At 47.1% G+C, this 17,609-nt stretch carries 17 protein-coding genes and 1 riboswitch; of the genes, 11 read left to right on the top strand and 6 right to left on the bottom strand.

Features of this window, described 5'->3' with window-relative positions; all coding sequences use genetic code 11:
- The first annotated feature begins 96 nt into the window (after positions 1-96).
- Positions 97-196: riboswitch (TPP riboswitch) on the top strand.
- A gap of 95 nt (positions 197-291) precedes the next feature.
- Complete coding sequence (gene thiT, locus QMA09_RS11615) at positions 292-858, top strand: energy-coupled thiamine transporter ThiT (RefSeq protein WP_290213232.1); 567 nt, start codon at positions 292-294, stop codon at positions 856-858.
- Between the two features lie 82 nt (positions 859-940).
- A complete protein-coding gene (gene map / locus QMA09_RS11610; RefSeq protein ID WP_135505193.1) occupies positions 941-1,690 on the top strand; it encodes a type I methionyl aminopeptidase in 750 nt (249 codons plus the stop codon).
- Positions 1,691-1,782: 92 nt separating this feature from the next.
- Here map and QMA09_RS11605 read toward each other — a convergent pair whose 3' ends face one another.
- The gene (locus QMA09_RS11605; protein WP_290213231.1) at positions 1,783-2,502 is read right to left on the bottom strand and encodes a tryptophan-rich sensory protein; all 720 of its coding nucleotides are present in this window, start codon (positions 2,500-2,502) and stop codon (positions 1,783-1,785) included.
- A gap of 218 nt (positions 2,503-2,720) precedes the next feature.
- Here QMA09_RS11605 and QMA09_RS11600 point away from each other — a divergent pair, with 218 nt between their 5' ends.
- The 3 genes from QMA09_RS11600 (at position 2,721) to QMA09_RS11590 (ending at position 5,628) form a co-directional block, all read left to right on the top strand.
- Positions 2,721-4,520: a M3 family oligoendopeptidase gene (locus QMA09_RS11600; RefSeq protein ID WP_290213230.1), complete on the top strand. Its 1,800-nt coding sequence runs from the start codon at positions 2,721-2,723 to the stop codon at positions 4,518-4,520.
- Between the two features lies 1 nt (position 4,521).
- Entirely contained in the window at positions 4,522-5,070 is a 549-nt protein-coding gene (locus tag QMA09_RS11595; RefSeq protein WP_135505187.1) for a GNAT family N-acetyltransferase, read from the top strand.
- Between the two features lie 84 nt (positions 5,071-5,154).
- Positions 5,155-5,628 carry a DinB family protein gene (locus QMA09_RS11590; protein WP_290213229.1) on the top strand — a complete coding sequence of 158 codons (474 nt, stop codon included), beginning with the start codon at positions 5,155-5,157 and terminating at the stop codon, positions 5,626-5,628.
- 63 nt (positions 5,629-5,691) lie between these two features.
- On the opposite strand, the gene QMA09_RS11585 is transcribed toward QMA09_RS11590, so the two are convergent.
- From QMA09_RS11585 to QMA09_RS11575, 3 genes are all read right to left on the bottom strand, one after another.
- Positions 5,692-6,255 carry a beta-class carbonic anhydrase gene (locus tag QMA09_RS11585; protein WP_135505183.1) on the bottom strand — a complete coding sequence of 188 codons (564 nt, stop codon included), beginning with the start codon at positions 6,253-6,255 and terminating at the stop codon, positions 5,692-5,694.
- Between the two features lie 198 nt (positions 6,256-6,453).
- Positions 6,454-7,461 carry a rod-share determining protein MreBH gene (gene mreBH, locus QMA09_RS11580; protein ID WP_135505181.1) on the bottom strand — a complete coding sequence of 336 codons (1,008 nt, stop codon included), beginning with the start codon at positions 7,459-7,461 and terminating at the stop codon, positions 6,454-6,456.
- A 1,057-nt stretch (positions 7,462-8,518) separates the two neighbouring features.
- Positions 8,519-9,751, bottom strand: a complete 1,233-nt coding sequence (locus QMA09_RS11575; RefSeq protein ID WP_290213228.1) for an aminopeptidase — start codon at positions 9,749-9,751, stop codon at positions 8,519-8,521.
- Positions 9,752-9,898: 147 nt separating this feature from the next.
- Here QMA09_RS11575 and QMA09_RS11570 point away from each other — a divergent pair, with 147 nt between their 5' ends.
- The 4 genes from QMA09_RS11570 to QMA09_RS11555 all read left to right on the top strand — a co-directional run bounded on the left by QMA09_RS11570 (position 9,899) and on the right by QMA09_RS11555 (position 14,308).
- On the top strand, positions 9,899-10,993 hold the full coding sequence (locus tag QMA09_RS11570; RefSeq protein ID WP_290213227.1) for a carbohydrate kinase: 1,095 nt from the start codon (positions 9,899-9,901) through the stop codon (positions 10,991-10,993).
- Between the two features lie 14 nt (positions 10,994-11,007).
- Positions 11,008-11,910, top strand: a complete 903-nt coding sequence (locus tag QMA09_RS11565) for a pseudouridine-5'-phosphate glycosidase (protein ID WP_277751550.1) — start codon at positions 11,008-11,010, stop codon at positions 11,908-11,910.
- 113 nt (positions 11,911-12,023) lie between these two features.
- Positions 12,024-13,331 carry an FAD-dependent oxidoreductase gene (locus QMA09_RS11560; RefSeq protein ID WP_290213225.1) on the top strand — a complete coding sequence of 436 codons (1,308 nt, stop codon included), beginning with the start codon at positions 12,024-12,026 and terminating at the stop codon, positions 13,329-13,331.
- Positions 13,328-14,308, top strand: coding sequence for a class I SAM-dependent methyltransferase (locus QMA09_RS11555; RefSeq protein WP_135505171.1), 981 nt, complete (start codon positions 13,328-13,330; stop codon positions 14,306-14,308). Before QMA09_RS11560 ends, QMA09_RS11555 begins: the two co-directional genes overlap by 4 nt.
- A 46-nt stretch (positions 14,309-14,354) precedes the next feature.
- Here QMA09_RS11555 and QMA09_RS11550 read toward each other — a convergent pair whose 3' ends face one another.
- Both QMA09_RS11550 and QMA09_RS11545 read right to left on the bottom strand, forming a co-directional pair.
- Positions 14,355-14,576 (bottom strand): DUF1128 domain-containing protein, encoded by a 222-nt coding sequence (locus QMA09_RS11550; RefSeq protein ID WP_135505169.1) that lies wholly within the window; start codon positions 14,574-14,576, stop codon positions 14,355-14,357.
- 58 nt (positions 14,577-14,634) lie between these two features.
- The gene (locus QMA09_RS11545; protein ID WP_135505167.1) at positions 14,635-15,996 is read right to left on the bottom strand and encodes an alanine/glycine:cation symporter family protein; all 1,362 of its coding nucleotides are present in this window, start codon (positions 15,994-15,996) and stop codon (positions 14,635-14,637) included.
- A 200-nt stretch (positions 15,997-16,196) separates the two neighbouring features.
- On the opposite strand from QMA09_RS11545, the gene QMA09_RS11540 reads away from it, so the two are divergent.
- Complete coding sequence (locus QMA09_RS11540; protein ID WP_135505165.1) at positions 16,197-16,679, top strand: YtxH domain-containing protein; 483 nt, start codon at positions 16,197-16,199, stop codon at positions 16,677-16,679.
- Between the two features lie 20 nt (positions 16,680-16,699).
- Positions 16,700-17,608: a YihY/virulence factor BrkB family protein gene (locus QMA09_RS11535; protein ID WP_135505163.1), complete on the top strand. Its 909-nt coding sequence runs from the start codon at positions 16,700-16,702 to the stop codon at positions 17,606-17,608.
- Position 17,609: the final 1 nt, after the last annotated feature.

The following is a 17,609-nucleotide window of genomic DNA, read 5'->3' as shown; positions in this document are numbered from 1 at the left end:
TCTCGCTATATACCTGTTACCCTGCTGGCGCTGCTTAAAACAGGTTTGCATTCAAGAAAGCGCTTGTGTACAATACAAGTGTAAGAAAATAATTGTATACACCACAAGGGGAGCTATTTGCTGAGAGTGAACGTTTTGTTCTTACCCTTTGAACCTGTAAGTTAACACTTGCGCAGGGATGTGGATGGAAACCTGCCCTTACGCGGCGCCAGGATCTATCCTGGCGCCGCTTTTATATGGTTTTAATTCGCGGCCCTTCTGGTGATGTGCACAACACATAAGGAGGAAGCTATGAGAAATTTACGAGTGATTTTAATGGTGGAAATCGCGATTTTTGGTGCGTTGGGCTTTGTGCTCGACTTTATCGCATTCAAAATGCCGCAAGGGGGATCGGTCAGCCTGGTGATGATTCCAATCGTCCTGATGGCTTTCCGCAGAGGCGTCCTTGCCGGTGTATTGACGGGCGTATTGGTCGGCCTGCTGCAAATAGTGACGGGAACGGTTTCCGTGACGCCGTTGTCGTTTGGCTACGTCGTGCTGCAGGTCATCCTGGATTATCTGGCGGCTTACGGTGTCGTCGGATTGGCAGGGATCATGCGCGGGAAATACTTGAATGCGAAGCGGCCGGCACAGATGGTGTCTGCGATTGTAGCGGGTGTCTTGATAGGCTCGCTGTTGCGCTATCTCATGCACGTGGTGACAGGCATCCTGTTCTTCGGCATGTTTGCGGAAGGCAATGTGCTGGTGTATTCGGCAGTCTATAACGCGACTTATATGATTCCGGTATTCCTGCTGGCTGCATTTGTCTGTTCGGCACTATTCGCAGCCGCTCCGAAACTGGTACACGCAAATCAATAAGAAAAGAGGGGACTATTGTTGTGATAGTCCTCTTTTCTTATGGTATAATTTTTCATAGACAATTTGAAAGAAGGGTTATTCAATGATTGCTACTACAGAACAAGATATAGAAATGCTGAAAAAAGCCGGCCGTATGGTAGCCGAAATCCGTGAGGCGATGAAGGCAGCAACAAAACCAGGCGTGACGACAAAAGAAATCGACGAATTGGGCGGACGCCTGTTCGATGAACTGGGCGGCGTGTCCGGTCCGAAATCGGAATATGATTTCCCGGGTTTCACATGCATCAGTGTCAATGAAGAAGTGGCCCATGGCATTCCAGGCAGCCGCGTGATCAAAGATGGCGATATGGTCAACATCGACGTATCAGGTTCTTATGAAGGATATTTTTCCGACACCGGCATCTCTTTTGTCGTCGGCGAAGGCCATGATGAAAAAGAGAAGCTTTGCGAAGCGGCTGCATCGGCATTCGATTTTGCGATGACAAAAGTCAAAGCGGGAGCGAAGCTGAACCAGATCGGCAAAGCGGTCGAGCGCGAGGCGAAGCAGCAGGGCTTGTTCGTCATCAAGAACTTGACGGGGCATGGCATCGGAAAATCGCTTCACGAAGCGCCTCAACACATCTTGAATTATTACGACGCTTGGGAAAAGACCATTCTCAAAGAAGGCATGGTCCTGGCAGTGGAACCGTTCATTTCTCAGAAGGCTGAGCACATCATTGAATCAGGCGATGGCTGGACTTTCATCACGCCTGACCAGTCGTTGGTGGCGCAGATCGAACACACAGTGCTTGTCACAAAAGGTGAGCCGATTTTACTCACTAAATTAGACTGAACGCCAAAACGCACCGGAATAGATTCCAGTGCGTTTTATTGTGCAAAAAACCCGTATGGAACGGAGTCCAAACGGGTTCATAGCTAGTCGGTTCAAGACCGTTTTTTGATCAATAGAATACCTGTGAAAATAACGCCGCTCAGAAACAGCGAAGCCGTCGTCACCAGGAGTTCATCCGTACCATGCTTTACAGCGATGCCGATGAAGGCCCAGATGAAAACCACAGCATATGGAATGTCGTAATGGTGAAAGCGGATATGGAGCGCAAGAGCGGTTCCCACTGTCAGCATGATGACCACCCATAACTGGTCGCTGAGGCCCCAGCCGCCCCAATTATAGAAAGTGAGCACGTAGCTGACATTGGCGATGGTAGCGACACTGATCCAGCCCATATTGACGGATATCGGCAGGCGCCCGGTCCATGACCGGTCTTCGTTGCTGTACTGCAGATAAAGCGCAATGAGTGAAATCAGGTAGCCGGCCATTGCGGCAAGCGTCCACGCGAAAAACTCGTAATGCCAGAGCAGCAGCCAAATGATATTGAAGGCGGCGCTTAAGGTGAAAAATAATGTGACTTTATATGAAGGCAGCTCGCCTTTTTTCCAACGTACCCAAAACCCGATGATCCAGGCAGCCAGCAAGATATAAATGACGGACCAAATAGAAAATACATAGCCAGCAGGCGTAAACAGGACGGGCAGCCGATTGGAAATATCGCCGGTGGTTTGTCCGTTCAGCGGCAGAATATTCGCCAAGGCATTAAGTGTGACGACAGCTAAGAATGCCAATGTCATCAGCAATATTCGAACCATAAGAGATCCCTCCTCTCATTTAAGTATAACTGCCTGCGTTTCGTACAACAAACGGAATTTCCAAAAAAATCAATAAAACAAGCGCTTTGTGAAATGTTCGGACACTTTTTCGCACAAATTTCCAGTGGGTTCTGCTGGAAGAGATCCTTTGCCAATCGAATAATAATGGTATACTAATAAGTGTTTTTAGAAAATTTAGTTTACCAGGGGGAAAAATAATGACGGTGAAATTTCCGGAAGTGTGGGATTTGGATGTACTTTTCCCGGGCGGCAGCGATTCAGCAGAATTGCGCTCACATATCAACGAAGCAGAAGTGGAATTAGAGCGATTTGAAACGACGGCACAGCAATTCGAAGTGCCTTCTTCAGCAGCAGAGGCAGGGCGGATTTCCGCCTTATTAGATGATGTGAAATCACTCATGCAGCAGCTTCGCCAATCGGGCGCTTTTATCGGCTGCTTGATGGCACAGAATACGGAAGACAAAAAAGCGGCCATCCTGCAGAGCGAGTCCGCTGCCTTGTCGGCGCGGTTCCAGTCTGCATTACAGAAAATCCAGAAAGACTTGACGAAAACGGAAGCCCGCGTCTGGACGCAGCTGCTGGAAACTGAAGAGCTTCATGAATTCAGCTTTGTCTTGAACGAGTGGCTGGAAGAAGCGAATATGCTGCTTTCCGAAAAAGAAGAGAATCTCATTACAGCATTGAGCATGGATGGCTACCACGGCTGGAGCCAATTATACGACATGCTTGTTGGCGATATTAAAATCAAGATGGCAGTCGATGGGGAAGAAAAAACCTTGTCCGTTGGCCAGGCCAATAATCTGAGTTCGCACCAAGATCCGGCTGTGCGCCAGGAATCGTACGACAAACTTGAACAGGCATGGACGGAAAAAGAAGACTTTTTTGCGAAAGCATTAAACTCGATTGCCGGTTTCCGCCTGGAAGTTTATAAAAAACGCGGCTGGGACAATGTCCTTCAAGAACCGCTCCATATGAACCGCATGAAGCAAGAAACGCTGGATGCAATGTGGGGAGCGATTGCCGCACATAAACAGCCATTCGTCGAGTATTTAAACCGCAAAGCCGAACTGCTTGGCAAAGATGGCCTTGACTGGTACGACGTCGATGCGCCGGTAACAGCAAGTACCCATCAATTCACCTACCAGGAAGGCGCAGATTTCATTCTGGAGCATTTCGGGAATTTCGGTCCTGAATTGCAAAAATTCGCTTTGAAAGCGTTTGAACAGGGGTGGATCGAAGCGGAAGACCGCCCGAACAAACGGCCAGGAGGATTTTGTACCGGGCTGCCCATGACTGAAGAGTCCCGTATCTTCATGACCTACAGCGGCTCGATGTCGAACGTGGCTACGCTTGCCCATGAACTGGGACACGCATTCCATACACACGCGCTGCGGCCAGTGCACCCTTTGAACCGTTCTTACGCAATGAACGTCGGAGAGACGGCTTCAACGTTCGCTGAGATGATTGTAGCGGACGCGGCTGTTAAAAATGCACAGTCAAAAGATGAAAAAATCGCTTTGCTGGAAGATAAAGTCCAACGCAGTGTCGCGTTTTTCATGAACATTCATTCGAGGTTCTTGTTTGAGACGCGCTTTTACGAAGAACGCAAAAAAGGCGTTGTTTCAGCGAGCCGCTTGAATAGCTTGATGGAAGAAGCGCAAAAAGAAGGATTTGCCGGCGGATTGAAATCGACCCATCCGCATTTCTGGGCATCGAAGCTGCATTTCTATATCACGTATGTGCCATTCTACAACTTCCCGTACACGTTCGGCTATTTGTTCTCGTTGAGCATCTACGCAAAAGCACTGGAAGAAGGAGCGGATTTCGAAGAGAAATACATGGCATTGCTCCGGGATACGGCGATTATGACCGCTGAAGACCTGGCATTGAAGCACCTTGGCGAAGATATTACGCAGCCGGCATTCTGGGAAAAAGGGATTGCCCTGTGCGTGAAAGACGCTGAGGAATTCAACGCTCTGACTTCATCTGTGGATTGATATGAAGCTGAGATTCGAGGGACGCATTTGTTATATCCGGACCTTGGCAGTTGAAGACGCGGATGAAATTGTCCAGTTGCTGCTGCGCAACCGCGAATACTGGGCAATTTATGAACCGCGCCATCCGGACAGCTATTTCACGGCCATGGTGCAGCGCGAGAAGATCCGGGAATCCATATACCAGTCACGTGAAAACCGGGAGTACAGTTTTGGCATTTTTGAAGTGGCCACCAATAAAATGATCGGCCATATCTCCATCTATGGCATTAAGCGGCTGCCGTTCCTGAGTGCACTTGTCGGGTATTCAATAGATGAATCAGCAACGGGCAAGGGCATCGCTACTGAAGCGGTCGGGCTTGTGCTGACATTCGGCTTTGAAGAACTGCGACTTCACCGCATCGAGGCGTATGTCTCGCCGCGCAATGCCGGATCGGTGCGGGTACTTGAAAAATCGCGTTTTCAGCGCGAAGGCCTGCTTAAAGAATTTTTGTATATCAATGGAGAATGGGAAGACCATTACCAATACGCTTTGCTTGAAAGGGAGTTTTGAAAGGGCAAGGCCGCCTATAAAAAGTGGCGGAACACACTTGCCCGCTGGTTCTGGGAATAGACAATACGAAAGGGAGGATTCGACATGGATCGAAACAAACTTTTTGCCTATCACCAATGGGCGACTGCTGAATGCCTGAAGCATGTTCAATCGTGCGGTGAAGATCTCTATGCACGGACAGGGGAGAATTCATTCGCTTCGATAGAAGAGACGACAAAACATGTAATCGGCGTCGAGAAGCTTTGGCTGCAGCGCATGATGGGGAATCCGAAACCGGCTTTTGAGAATTTTGATGTCTCGACAGTGGAAAAAGCCATCGAAGCTTTTAGCTTGCTGCACGCTGAAATGGACTTGTATTTTGCGTCGCTCAATGAAGAACAATGGCAAGAGACGCTGGACTTCCAGAATATGCGCGGCATCGATTTCAGCAATTCGCGGGAAGAAATGCTGTTCACGGTCATTAATCATGCATCGTACCATCGCGGACAAGTAACGTCGTTTCTCCGCCAATTCGGCTTTGGTGGGATCCCGCTTGATTATATCTATTTTAAAAAATAAAATGGCTGCACAAAACCGCTAAGGGAAGTTTCCTTAGCGGTTTTGTGAATTGAAAAAATAATTTTATTTTTTATTGCCGTCTACAATCAAGTCCAATTTGCCGGTGGTTGGATCGATCACCAAGCCGTGGACCGGGACCGTGTTGTCCATCAACGGATGATTCGTGACCATTTGGACGCTGTGGCGAACGCTTTCTGTTACATCGTCAAAGCCACGGAACCATTCTTCAAGGTCCACTCCAGAATACTTCATCATTTCAATGGTCTCTTCTTCAATGCCCCGCGCCTTCATTTTGCTTAGAATCGATTGTGGGTCGATAGCGGACATGCCACAATCGTAATGTCCGATAATATAGATTTCGTCTGCATTCAATTCATAAACTGCTACGAAAAGGCTGCGCATAATTCCGCCGAAAGGGTGGTTGATAACAGCTCCAGCACTTTTGACGATTTTCACATCGCCATTTTTTAAGTTCATGGCTTTCGGCAGCATTTCAAATAGCCGGGTATCCATACAAGTCAAAATGACGATTTTCTTATCAGGGAATTTTGTCGTGATGTATTGTTCATATTCTTTTTTCTCAACGAACTCTTGATTGTATTCCAAAATCTGTTCAAGCATCGACATGGTATATTCCTCCTTAAAGCTCTTTTCTCCAGTTTAGAACAAATTTCTGAAAAAAACGACTAAAACTATGCTGGAAAAGTAAAAAACATTTACGCCAATAAATTTTATTCGCCATTAGAAACAATAAGTTAAGGGGCTTTTTAAGTTGTCGAATAGATAAAAAAGCCCGGAAGCGATAAGCTTCCGGGCTGCATGTGTTTAGCGTGAAATTTTTTCAAGTTTGCTTAGCATGACAAGTGAACGGCCAGTACCGATTGCAACAGACTCAAGCGGTTGTGGTGCGATGTGCACAGGAACAGAAATTTCTTGTGACAGCCATTGCTGCATGCCTTTCAGCAATGCGCCGCCGCCTGAAATCACAACACCTTGGTCGACAATGTCGCCTGACAATTCAGCCGGGCAGTTTTCTAGTGTTGCACGGATGCATTCAAGAATGGAAAGAAGTGATTCTTTCAATGTTTCCTGAATCTCAGTGGAAGTCAGTGTAACCACTTTTGGAAGGCCCGTCATGACGTCGCGTCCGCGGATTTCCATGGTTTCTGATTTATGGGGAACTAGGGCATAGCCAATTTCTTTTTTGACATTCTCGGCAGTGCGCTCGCCAATCAACACGTTATAATGCTTGCGGACGTATTGGATAATATCTTCGTCCATGCGATCGCCGGCAACTTTTACTGTGTTGGCAGATACGACGCCGCCGAAAGAGATGATGCCGACTTCTGTTGTGCCGCCGCCGATATCGACGATAACGCTGGCGATCGGCTCGCTGACAGGAAGGTCAGCGCCGATTGCTGCTGCTACCGGTTCTTCAATCAAATGAACGGTTTTCGCGCCGCTTTGTTTAACTGCATCGTGTATAGCTCGGCGTTCTACTGAAGTAGCGCCGCACGGTGTACAAACCATCACATTCGGTTTGCGGAAAGAAGTGCCCATTTGCTTAGCCGCTTTTTGCATAACCATTTTCAATAATTCAGTAGTGACATCGAAATCTGCGATAACGCCATCTTTTAATGGGCGCACAACACGGATTGAACCTGGCGTTTTGCCGATCATGGCTTTTGCATCTTCGCCAATCGCAATAACGCGGCCAGTCTTTGTATCTAAAGCAACCACTGAAGGTTCATTTAAAATTATGCCTTTTGATTTTGTGTATACTAAAATATTCGCTGTTCCTAAGTCAATTCCAATATCTGTTGAAGAAAACATGCCTAAACTCCTCCTAATAATAAACAAGTACCATTTTGCATTTTACCACGTAAAAAATGCGGTAAAAAGAACGAAACAAGAAAATGATACATAAGAAAGGTCTTATGTTGGAAAAGAAGCCATTTTATAGGGTATAAAGGCATATATTGTCATCCTGCTGTAAAATAATTGATGTTGAACTGTAATAAATAAATTATATCGAAACAATAAAAAACACCGCTTTTTTAGGAAGAATTCGCTGTTTTTAGACAAACTTGAAATTGAAGTATTCCTTTTCATTTCGCTTCAACGCACTTACATGTCCCGAAGCTAGCGCAGCGTTGCAGAGACAGAGACAGGGACAGGGACAGGGACAGGAGCATATGTTTTATCGGGGCTGTTTTACGGAATATCGACCATTTATAAATTTCAACTATATAAGCTGAAATTAAGAATTAGCACAAATATGCCGCTTCGGCGCTTTGGACAGAGCAAAGACGATTGCTCCTGCGCAAGCTCGTCGCAAAGGAAATGGTCCAAATTTCATTTGGCCATCTCCTTGGCTCCCGCAATAAGCCGAGAAAACCACTCGTCTTATTGCTTCGCCCAGTCCGAAGCCGCGCCGGCGCCAAGATATTTTTCGATATGGAGCAAAACAGCGGAGACGCCTGCGGAATAGCGAGACTCTCGAGACCCCGAAGGAAGCGTAGCGACCGAGGAGGCTTGGGAGCGAGCCCGCGGCAAGCGAAGCTGTTTTGTGGAATATCGATAACCGAAATCATTAATTCAATTTATATAGTAGCTCATACTAATAAAAAACACCGCTTTCTCAGTGAGAAGCGGTGTTTTTTATTAATATTTTTTTTCTGGAAGTGGATCAACGTGTTCTGCATCATGAGTATGAAGCTCTTTGCGCAAAAAGTACATCAAAGTGAAAAAGAACAGGAAGATTACAACCATAAACCCGAGGGTTACTGTAACGCCATATAACATAGTGATAACTCCTCTCTAAACTGTCATTATCAATATTTAGTATACATGATAAACTGGGAAAAATTAAGTGTCGAATTAGCGATACTTAAAAAGCCCAGTTGCCTCCGCGGAAAACAGGCTCGCGCGTGCCGTCCTCTAGAATGCCGTCAATGTCCATTTTCTCAGAACCGACCATAAAGTCGACATGCGTGATGCTTTGGTTCAAGCCATGCGCCGTTAGTTCATCCGGTGACATTGTTTTGCCGCCTTCCAGGCAGAATGCGTAGGCGCTGCCGATGGCAAAATGGTTAGAGGCATTTTCATCAAATAATGTGTTGTAGAACAAAATATTTGAATCGGAAATCGGTGAATGGTGGGGCACAAGCGCCACTTCGCCCAAATGGTGCGAACCTTCATCCGTGGCCACCAATTCCTTCAAAACTTCTTCGCCTTCGGCAGCTGTGACTTCAACGATGCGGCCGTCTTTGAATGTGATTTTGAAATCGTCGATGATGTTGCCGCCATAGCTCAATGGTTTTGTGCTGGACACAAAGCCGTTTACGCCTGTTTTTTCAGGAACGGAAAAGACTTCTTCAGTCGGCATATTTGCCATGAATTTGTCGCCTTTTTCATTGATCGAGCCGGCTCCACACCATAAATGACCTTTTGGAAGAGCGACTTCAAGGTCGGTGTTCGGTGAAGTATAATGCAATTTCGCGTATTTTTTGCTGTTCAGGTAATCCACTTTGGTGTGAAGCAATTCATCGTGCTTGATCCATTCTTCCACAGGATTGTCGAGGTCAGCCCGCACTGCTTTGAAGATGGCATCCCATAAGGCATCGACTTGCTGTTCTTCTGGCAAATCGGAAAAGACTTTGGCAGCCCATGCTTTTGATGGTGCTGCAAGAACGGTCCAGCTGATTTTATCGGATTGGACGTATTGGCGGTATTTGTTCAACGCCGTTCCTGTCGCTTTTTGGTTGGCTGCGATGCGTTTTGAATCGATGCCTTTCAAAAGGTCCGGACTTTGGGAAACGATGCTCATGAAAGCAGCGCCTCTTTCGGCAAGAATTTCGCGCTCCTGGACTTTCCAAGCAGGGTAATCGGAAAATGAATCTTCCGGCGCCAGTTCAAAGCGGACGCGTGTAATTTCATCGTCAAGCCAGTCGACATAAACTTGTTTAGCACCAGCCTCGTATGCTTTTTTCGTAACCACGCGGACAAATGGTGCTGCGTCCAATGCTGCAACTATGTATAATTCCTGATCCTTTTGGATATTAACCCCTACATTTATTGCGAGTTCTGCGTAACGCGTCAATTTTTGTTCAAATGATGTCAATTGAATCTCCCCTTTCATCCTTCCCATTTTAGCAATTTTCAGATTGCCATGGCAATGTTTTGGCAATAAAAGGCGGAAATAAATAACTTGCAAAATAAATTATAAAAGTTTATATTATAAACAAATGTTTGTTCGGGAGGTGGAAATGTGAACAAGAAGGAAATCGAAGTGCTGGAATTGATTCGGAAAAACCCGTATTTATCCCAACAGGAAATGGCTGAGCAATTGAGTGTTTCGAGGCCGACAGTGGCGAATCTGATTTCCGGATTGATCAAGCAAAGGAAGATTGCGGGACGTGCGTATATTCTGCCAGAAGAAGATACGGTGATTTGCATCGGCGGCGCGAACGTGGACCGCAAATTCCGTTTGGAGCATGCGGCGCAGATGGGAACTTCCAATCCGGCGAGCGTCAGCCGCAGCATTGGCGGTGTGGCGCGCAACATCGCTGAGAACCTTGGGCGCCTCGGCCATTCGGTGAAGCTCATGTCAATCGCCGGAAATGATCCGGAATGGAACTTGATAGAAGAAGCATCCAAATCATTTATGAACACGGAATTGACGAAAGTGGACGCTGCTTTGTCGACGGGCACTTATACGGCAGTACTGGAGCCCGGAGGTGAAATGGTCATCGCAATGGCGGACATGGCGATTTATGACGCCATGACGCCCCAATACATCCGCCGCAGCGAAGCAGATCTGTTGTCAGCTAGTTTTATTGTGTCGGATTTGAATTGTCCGGCTGACACACTGGATGAAATCCATAAGCTGGCGAAATCCAAGAGGATCCCTTTTGCCATCATTCCGGTTTCAGAACCGAAAATGAACCGCTTGGGCAAGGATTTGATTGGCATTACGTGGCTGATTTTAAATCGCGGAGAAGCTGGCCGCTTTTTGGATCGTTCTATTTCAACAGAAGAGCAATGGCGGCAAGCAGTTGAAGAGCTCATGCGTCTCGGTGCTGAACATGTCGTGGTCACAGGCGGCAAGGAAGGCGTAATGGCTGGAACAGGCGGCAATGTCCGCCATTATGCGGCGCACCCGGTGCCCGCTATCGTAGAAGTGACAGGAGCGGGCGATGCTTTTTCCAGCGGAATCATCCACAGTTACCTGAACGGGCAGCCATTCAACAGCAATATTGAAGCAGGGCTTGCCAATGCGGCGAAAACCCTGCAAAGCGCATTGACTGTGCGCAGCGATTTATCCGCTGAACAATTACAGCGAGAACTGGAGGAACGAACATGACAAAATTAGCAGACATGATTACCTATTCAACTGAAGTACAACAGGCAATGGACAACAAGCAGCCGGTGGTGGCACTCGAATCCACGATTATTTCACACGGCATGCCGTATCCTCAAAACGTTGAAACAGCGCGAATCGTTGAAGCGATCATCCGTGACAACGGGGCAGTGCCAGCAACAATTGCCATCATGGACGGAAAAATCAAAATCGGTTTATCCGATGACGAATTGGAACTTTTGGGCAATAGCCCGGACGTGGCGAAAGTATCTCGCCGCGACATCGGCCAATTGATCGCGACGAAAAAATTGGGTGCCACTACAGTTGCAGCAACAATGATTTGTGCTGAGCTGGCAGGCATCCGTGTATTCGCAACTGGTGGAATCGGCGGCGTTCATCGCGGTGCCGAAACGACAATGGATATCTCAGCGGACCTTGAAGAATTGGCTTCAACGAGCGTAGCGGTTGTTTGTGCAGGCGCGAAATCGATTTTGGATATCGGGCTCACGCTCGAATACCTCGAAACGAAAGGTGTTCCGGTCATCGGCCACCAAACGGATAAAATGCCGGCTTTCTATACACGTGACAGTGGATTTGACTTGACGTTCCGTGCAGACGATGTGGCTACGATGGCTAATGTCCTCAAAGCGCAATGGGATCTTGGGCTTGAAGGCGGAGCGGTTATCGCCAATCCGATACCTGAAGAGCATGCGCTGGAAGAGTCGTTCATTTCCGGGATTATCGAACAGGCAATGGCGGAAGCCAAGGCGCAAGGCATAGCAGGCAAAGAAGTGACGCCATTCCTGCTTGGCAAAGTGAAAGAACTGACGGGCGGATCGAGCTTGGTCGCAAACATTGAATTGGTGAAATACAACGCTCAAGTCGGCGCGCAATTGGCTGTAGAACTAAATAGGCTATAGGAATCGATTTACGGGAAGCCCTCCAAAAGAGGGCTTCTTTTTGCATAAACAGAGGGTTTTCGTGTTTTCATTGGATGGCTTAACGGGTACAGAAAAACAAGGAGCTGAAATGCATGAAAACAGATGTATTTATCAGTGGCGGCGGAGTGGGAGGTTTGACACTTGCCCTAAAGCTTGTCCAAAGGGGCGTAGATGTCGTAGTGGCTGAGCGGCTGACGAATAAGACCCCTGTATATAAAGGTGAATTATTGCAGCCGAAAAGCATGCAGATTTTCGACCGCCTTGGCCTGTTCGATGCTATCCATTCAAGCGCCAATGAAATCAAAGTGCTCGATATGCTGGAATTATCAAGTTCCCTGAAAGTAAGGGACCAATCATATATGGATTACAGCGTGCTGCCCGGCAAATACGATGCGGCTTATATGATTCACCACGAAGAGTTGAAGAAAGTCCTGCGAGATGCCGCAGCAGAATACGAAAATTTCCATTATTACAGCGGCACCGCCTGCAAAGGGTTTACGGAAAAAGCGGCGATTTTGCAAAAAGGCGATGACAAGTTCGAAGTCGAGGCCGATTATTTCATCGGCGCAGAAGGGCGCACATCGGTAACGCGCAAAGATATGGGCATTGAAGTGAAGCAGACGCTCTACAACCATCATTTCCTGACAGTCACTTTTCCGAGAGCGGAAAACTTCAGGGATGGCAAAATCATCTCCACGTACAATCGGTTCCTCGGTCTCTTTCCATTGCCCGACCAGCAAGTGCGCAGCGTTTATCTGATACCTGAAGGCGATTACCAGGAGCTGAAAAAAAAGCCCATCAGCCATTTTCATAAACTTTATACAGATTTGGCGCCAGCCGTGGACGGTTATGTCCAGCAATTGAAAGACTGGAAGAAAATCCAGCTGATGATACCTGTGATGTACCACGCGCCTTCGTATGTAAAAGGCAATAAAGTGATTATCGGAGACGCTGCCCATGCGGTTCATCCCATGGCAGGGGAAGGGATGAATATGGCGATCCAGGATGCGGATGTCTTAGGAGAGCTATTGGCCGACATGCTTGAACAGGGTGATGCTTCTGATGACAATCTGACATGGTACGAGAAAGTCAGGTACCGGCGGGCTGAACACGTCATCCAGCTCAGCCACTTGGCGGCGCTCGCCTATTCATTTCCCTTCAAGACGGTAAGCTATTTCCGCCAAAAGACGTTTGAGCGCATGGAAGAAGATTCTGTACTCCACTTTAAACAAATGCTGAATGTTTCCGGCCTTGGGATGTGGAAAGAGAATTTCCGCGACCGGATTATCCAAGGCGGGTTCATGCCGGTCCGAACCACTGATTTGAAGCCCGATATGAAAGAATTGAAATACTACACCAAGAATGATGATTATCCGTGGAAAGTGGAGGGACTTAAATGATAGATGTGATGAAAATGATTACAGCAAGAATGTATATGAAGCGGAACGAGCCATTCTTATCGAGCTGGCACGCCTATGTCGGCTACGAGCTGGATTTGTTCAAAGCTTTCGGGCGGCCGATGAGCAAATTCGATGTGGCGGATGCCCTGCAGCTGGATGAAGATTTGCTGGAACAATGGATTATGGTGGGTTTGTCGATCGGCCATTTGAAAGAAGCGGGAAGAGGACGCTACAAAATCGCGAATGCCTGGAAGCTGCCTAAGCCAAAAGGCAATAACTCGTCGGGCGTTCTATTGAAAGAAATGATGGAATTGCATATTCCGACGCTGCTCCAATACCCGGAAATGATGCGGGAGAAAAGCCGAAGCCATTTTGACGAAGAAAAGCATGCACCGACAGTCGCTGAAACGAGCAGGCTGCTGGAAGTCCTGGCGATGCCGAAAATGTCGAAAAAGATTCGGGACAATGAATTTAAACAAGTGTTGGATATCGGCTGCGGAGAAGCGGGCTATATCAAGAAGCTTGCCAAACGTTTTCCCGACACCCATTTCACGGGCATTGAAATCAGTCCGGCAGTTGCAGAAAAAGCCGAGCAGCTGACCCAGGATGATGCCAATATCGAAATCGTCAATGCAGATTTATGGCATTATCAACCGGAGCGGCAATACGATATGGTGATGCTGAATAACGTCATCCATTACATTGACCTGGAAAAACGCGAGGCACTATTTACGGAATTGGCAAGCTGGCTTGAAGAAGGCGGGATATTCTCGGTCGTTACGCCAATCGCCGGCAGCGTCGACGATCCGCCATTTGCCAACGTCTTCAACAGCTTTTTCTCATCCTTTGATAACCTGTACCGCCTGCCGACACGCGAAGAGCTTGCCGAGTGGGGGGAGACAGCGGGATTGAAGCTTCTTGGTATTCACACGGTCATTAAAGAAGGCAGCTGGTACATCGTCCAGTATTCAAAATAAAAAATCCCTTGCTTTCCAAGTGGTTCTTGGATAACAAGGGATTTTTTTATTTGCGCAACGAACCAAGTTCTTTGGCGATGGCCTGCATTTCGTTCGGCGTGATGTTTTCACGGCTCGCGACCATTTCGTATAATTCTTTCAAGTCTTCATACTGGGAAGCGTTGAAATGTTCAGGCTTCATCGCATCGACGTTGACCATGCGCAATTTCGTTTTTATCTCTTCAATCATGTACGAAACATTTTCGTTGGATTGTTTTGAAAGATCCATGATGGGTTCCTGCCTTTCGATAAGGTATAACCCATCATTTCACTGTTCAAAAAAAATGTCAATTGCCAGATTGCGCTGCTGCTTTTTCTTCTTTGATTTTTGCGACGATGCGTTTTGTTTCCAAAGCGATGACGCCGGACAAACCAAGCAATCCGATTAAGTTAGGAAGTGCCATTAACCCATTCATGATATCCGAGAACATCCAGATTACATCAAGTGATACGGTCGCGCCGACGAATACCATTGCGATGAACGCAATGCGGTAAACAATTAACAGCGATGGGTTTTTGAAGAGATACTGGAAGCATTTCTCGCCGTAATACGACCATCCGATAATCGTTGAAGAAGCGAAGAAAATCAATCCGACTGCTACGATGATCGGTCCGACCGGTCCGAGGAATTGTTCGAAAGCGGCTGTCGTCAATGCAGAACCTTCATAGGCATCATCCATGTACAAGCCGGACATGACGATGGTAACGCCTGTAATCGAACAGATGATCAACGTGTCGATAAATACTTGCGTCATCGACACGAGAGCCTGGCGGCCAGGCATATCCGTTTTCGCAGCCGCAGCCGCGATTGGTGCAGATCCGAGGCCCGCTTCGTTGGAGAAGACGCCGCGCGCAACGCCGTAGCGGATAGCGGCACCGATTGCTCCGCCGACAGCCGCTTCGCCTGTGAAGGCTGCGCTGAAGATCGTCGCAAATGCCGGGCCGATCAATTCAAGGTTCATGACCATGATGGCCATACCAGCGATAATATAGAAAAGTGCCATGAATGGAACAAAATAAGAAGTGACTTTACCGATTGTTTTGATGCCGCCCAAAATGACTGCGCCGGCAAAGACCGTTAAAATAAGTCCAGTGATCCAAGTAGGGACGCTGAATGTATCGCGCACAACGGCAGCTACAGAGTTCGACTGAGTGCCGTTGCCGATGCCGAATGCGGCAATCGCGCCGAAAATAGCGAATAAGACGCCGAGCCATTTTTGTTTCAGCCCGTGCTCAAGGTAATACATCGGTCCGCCGGCCATTTGGCCATTGGCGTCGGTGACGCGGTATTTGACGGCTAATACTGCTTCGCCGTATTTCGTGGCCATTCCGAAGAATGCAGATAGCCACATCCAGAACACAGCTCCCGGTCCGCCAAGTACAACAGCTGTTGCAACACCGACGATATTACCGGTACCGACAGTTGCAGCCAAGGCGGTGGAGAGGGCCTGGAAATGCGTGATGTCGCCGACGGATTCCTTGTCCTGGTTCTTTGTGAAAACCAGTTTCAGTGCGTAAGGCAGCAAGCGCACTTGCAGCAGCCCAAGGCGGATGGTCAAGTAAATTCCGGTTCCCACCAATAAAATCAAAAGCGGGGGACCCCACACAAAACCGCTGACTTCTCCTAAAAATAATTCTAATTGTTCCATTGAATCTTCCCCCTTATGTAGTTAAGTCGTATCGTGGACAGTCGAATGCTCACCACCTTTAGAGTTAATATTCCGAAATATTAAACGAAGAGTCAAGCTTTTTCTGAAAAATAAACAGACATGAAAGTTTAGTTTTCAGATGAAGAGGGAAAAAACCACAATAGACGCAAGTACTACAATTACACTAGGAGGAATACACAATGAGCCAAAACAAATTATTGCAAGGATTATTAGTAGGAGCAGCACTAGGAGTTATCGTATCGTTATTCGATCGCAACACGAGAAATGATGTCATGAACAAATCGAAAAACCTTTCGAGCAACGCGAAATATTATGCGCAAAATCGTGAAGAGTTGGTTTCCACAGCGAAACAGCAAGCTGAAAAAGTACAGAACTTATACTCGCGCATTTCAGAAGATGCATCTTACGTAGGCGAAAAAGTGAATGAACTAAAAGGGCTTACTCCACAAGTAAAAGAAATGGCGCTTGAAACGAAGCAAGCTTTCACTGAAACAAAAGACGCTATCGTTGAAACGAAAGATGATGTAGCTTCTGCTTTAAAAGAAGATAACCCATCGCCGACAACTTCTCTTGGGAATGATAACAGCTCGTCAAGCACAACAGGAACTGGAAATTCTTCTAACAGCTTTAATTCATCGACCAATTCTTCAAAAAAGGCTTAAGTCAAATCGAGCCTGAAAATATGGAAAACGACACGAAAGCAACCAAAGAACGTTTAAATAACCTCGATGCCAAGTACGATGTTACCACTGGCAAAGGATTCTTGAAAGAACTGAAAAAACGGGTTGCCGATATGGATGTTTTAGGATTGGGAGCGCAATTAGCGTTCTTTTTCCTGTTATCCATTTTTCCGCTGCTTATCTTTCTGATTACGTTGTTGCCCTATTTGAACTTGAAAAAAGATCAGGTCTATCAATTCCTGACTCAAGTGGTGCCGGATGAAATCTATATCTTGATTGAAGAGACGCTCAACGAGATACTGACCAACCAAAACAGCGGCTTGCTGTCATTCGGTCTGATTGCGACCATCTGGTCGGCCAGCCTCGGTATGGATTCATTGATTAAATCCTTGAACCAGTCTTACGGAGTGGGAGAAAAACGCTCGTTATTGGTGACGCGCGGCATGTCGATTTTGTTGACCATCCTGATGATTTTCATTTTGATTGTCGCATTAGTGCTGCCGATTTTTGGGCGCCAAGTAGGGCTTCTCATTTTCAGCTATTTGGGACTGGAAGCAGGTTTTCTGGAATTATGGGGAGTTATTCGATACACTATTCCATTCCTAATCATTTTCCTTGTCTGTTCGGTCATTTACTGGATTGCACCGAGCGTCAAATTGGACGTCCGGAGTGTACTGGCCGGTGCTGCCTTTACGACGGTTGGCTGGCTTATTATTTCATTCGGATTTTCAACTTATATCAATAATTTCGGGAATTTTTCAGCTACATACGGCAGCATCGGGGGGATTATCCTCATGATGCTGTGGCTTTATATTTCCGCGATGCTGCTTTTGATCGGCGGCCAAATCAATGCTGTCATGCAAGGCAGACGCGATAAATTCTCAGCCATACGAAAAACCCGCGAAACCTAAA

The organism is Planococcus sp. APC 3906 (assembly GCF_030407685.1).
Classification (GTDB): domain Bacteria; phylum Bacillota; class Bacilli; order Bacillales_A; family Planococcaceae; genus Planococcus; species Planococcus koreensis.
The sequence above is the reverse complement of the archived record's forward strand: the minus strand, read 5'-3'. Positions and strand labels throughout refer to the sequence as shown.

Bases quoted from the DNA above. Each gene is read 5' to 3' on its own strand.
- thiT (WP_290213232.1), top strand. From the start codon at position 292: ATGAGAAATTTACGAGTGATTTTAATGGTGGAAATCGCGATTTTTGGT.
- map (WP_135505193.1), top strand. From the start codon at position 941: ATGATTGCTACTACAGAACAAGATATAGAAATGCTGAAAAAAGCCGGC.
- QMA09_RS11605 (WP_290213231.1), bottom strand. From the start codon at position 2,502: ATGGTTCGAATATTGCTGATGACATTGGCATTCTTAGCTGTCGTCACA.
- QMA09_RS11600 (WP_290213230.1), top strand. From the start codon at position 2,721: ATGACGGTGAAATTTCCGGAAGTGTGGGATTTGGATGTACTTTTCCCG.
- QMA09_RS11595 (WP_135505187.1), top strand. From the start codon at position 4,522: ATGAAGCTGAGATTCGAGGGACGCATTTGTTATATCCGGACCTTGGCA.
- QMA09_RS11590 (WP_290213229.1), top strand. From the start codon at position 5,155: ATGGATCGAAACAAACTTTTTGCCTATCACCAATGGGCGACTGCTGAA.
- QMA09_RS11585 (WP_135505183.1), bottom strand. From the start codon at position 6,255: ATGTCGATGCTTGAACAGATTTTGGAATACAATCAAGAGTTCGTTGAG.
- mreBH (WP_135505181.1), bottom strand. From the start codon at position 7,461: ATGTTTTCTTCAACAGATATTGGAATTGACTTAGGAACAGCGAATATT.
- QMA09_RS11565 (WP_277751550.1), top strand. From the start codon at position 11,008: ATGATTACCTATTCAACTGAAGTACAACAGGCAATGGACAACAAGCAG.
- QMA09_RS11560 (WP_290213225.1), top strand. From the start codon at position 12,024: ATGAAAACAGATGTATTTATCAGTGGCGGCGGAGTGGGAGGTTTGACA.
- QMA09_RS11555 (WP_135505171.1), top strand. From the start codon at position 13,328: ATGATAGATGTGATGAAAATGATTACAGCAAGAATGTATATGAAGCGG.
- QMA09_RS11550 (WP_135505169.1), bottom strand. From the start codon at position 14,576: ATGGATCTTTCAAAACAATCCAACGAAAATGTTTCGTACATGATTGAA.
- QMA09_RS11545 (WP_135505167.1), bottom strand. From the start codon at position 15,996: ATGGAACAATTAGAATTATTTTTAGGAGAAGTCAGCGGTTTTGTGTGG.
- QMA09_RS11540 (WP_135505165.1), top strand. From the start codon at position 16,197: ATGAGCCAAAACAAATTATTGCAAGGATTATTAGTAGGAGCAGCACTA.
- QMA09_RS11535 (WP_135505163.1), top strand. From the start codon at position 16,700: ATGGAAAACGACACGAAAGCAACCAAAGAACGTTTAAATAACCTCGAT.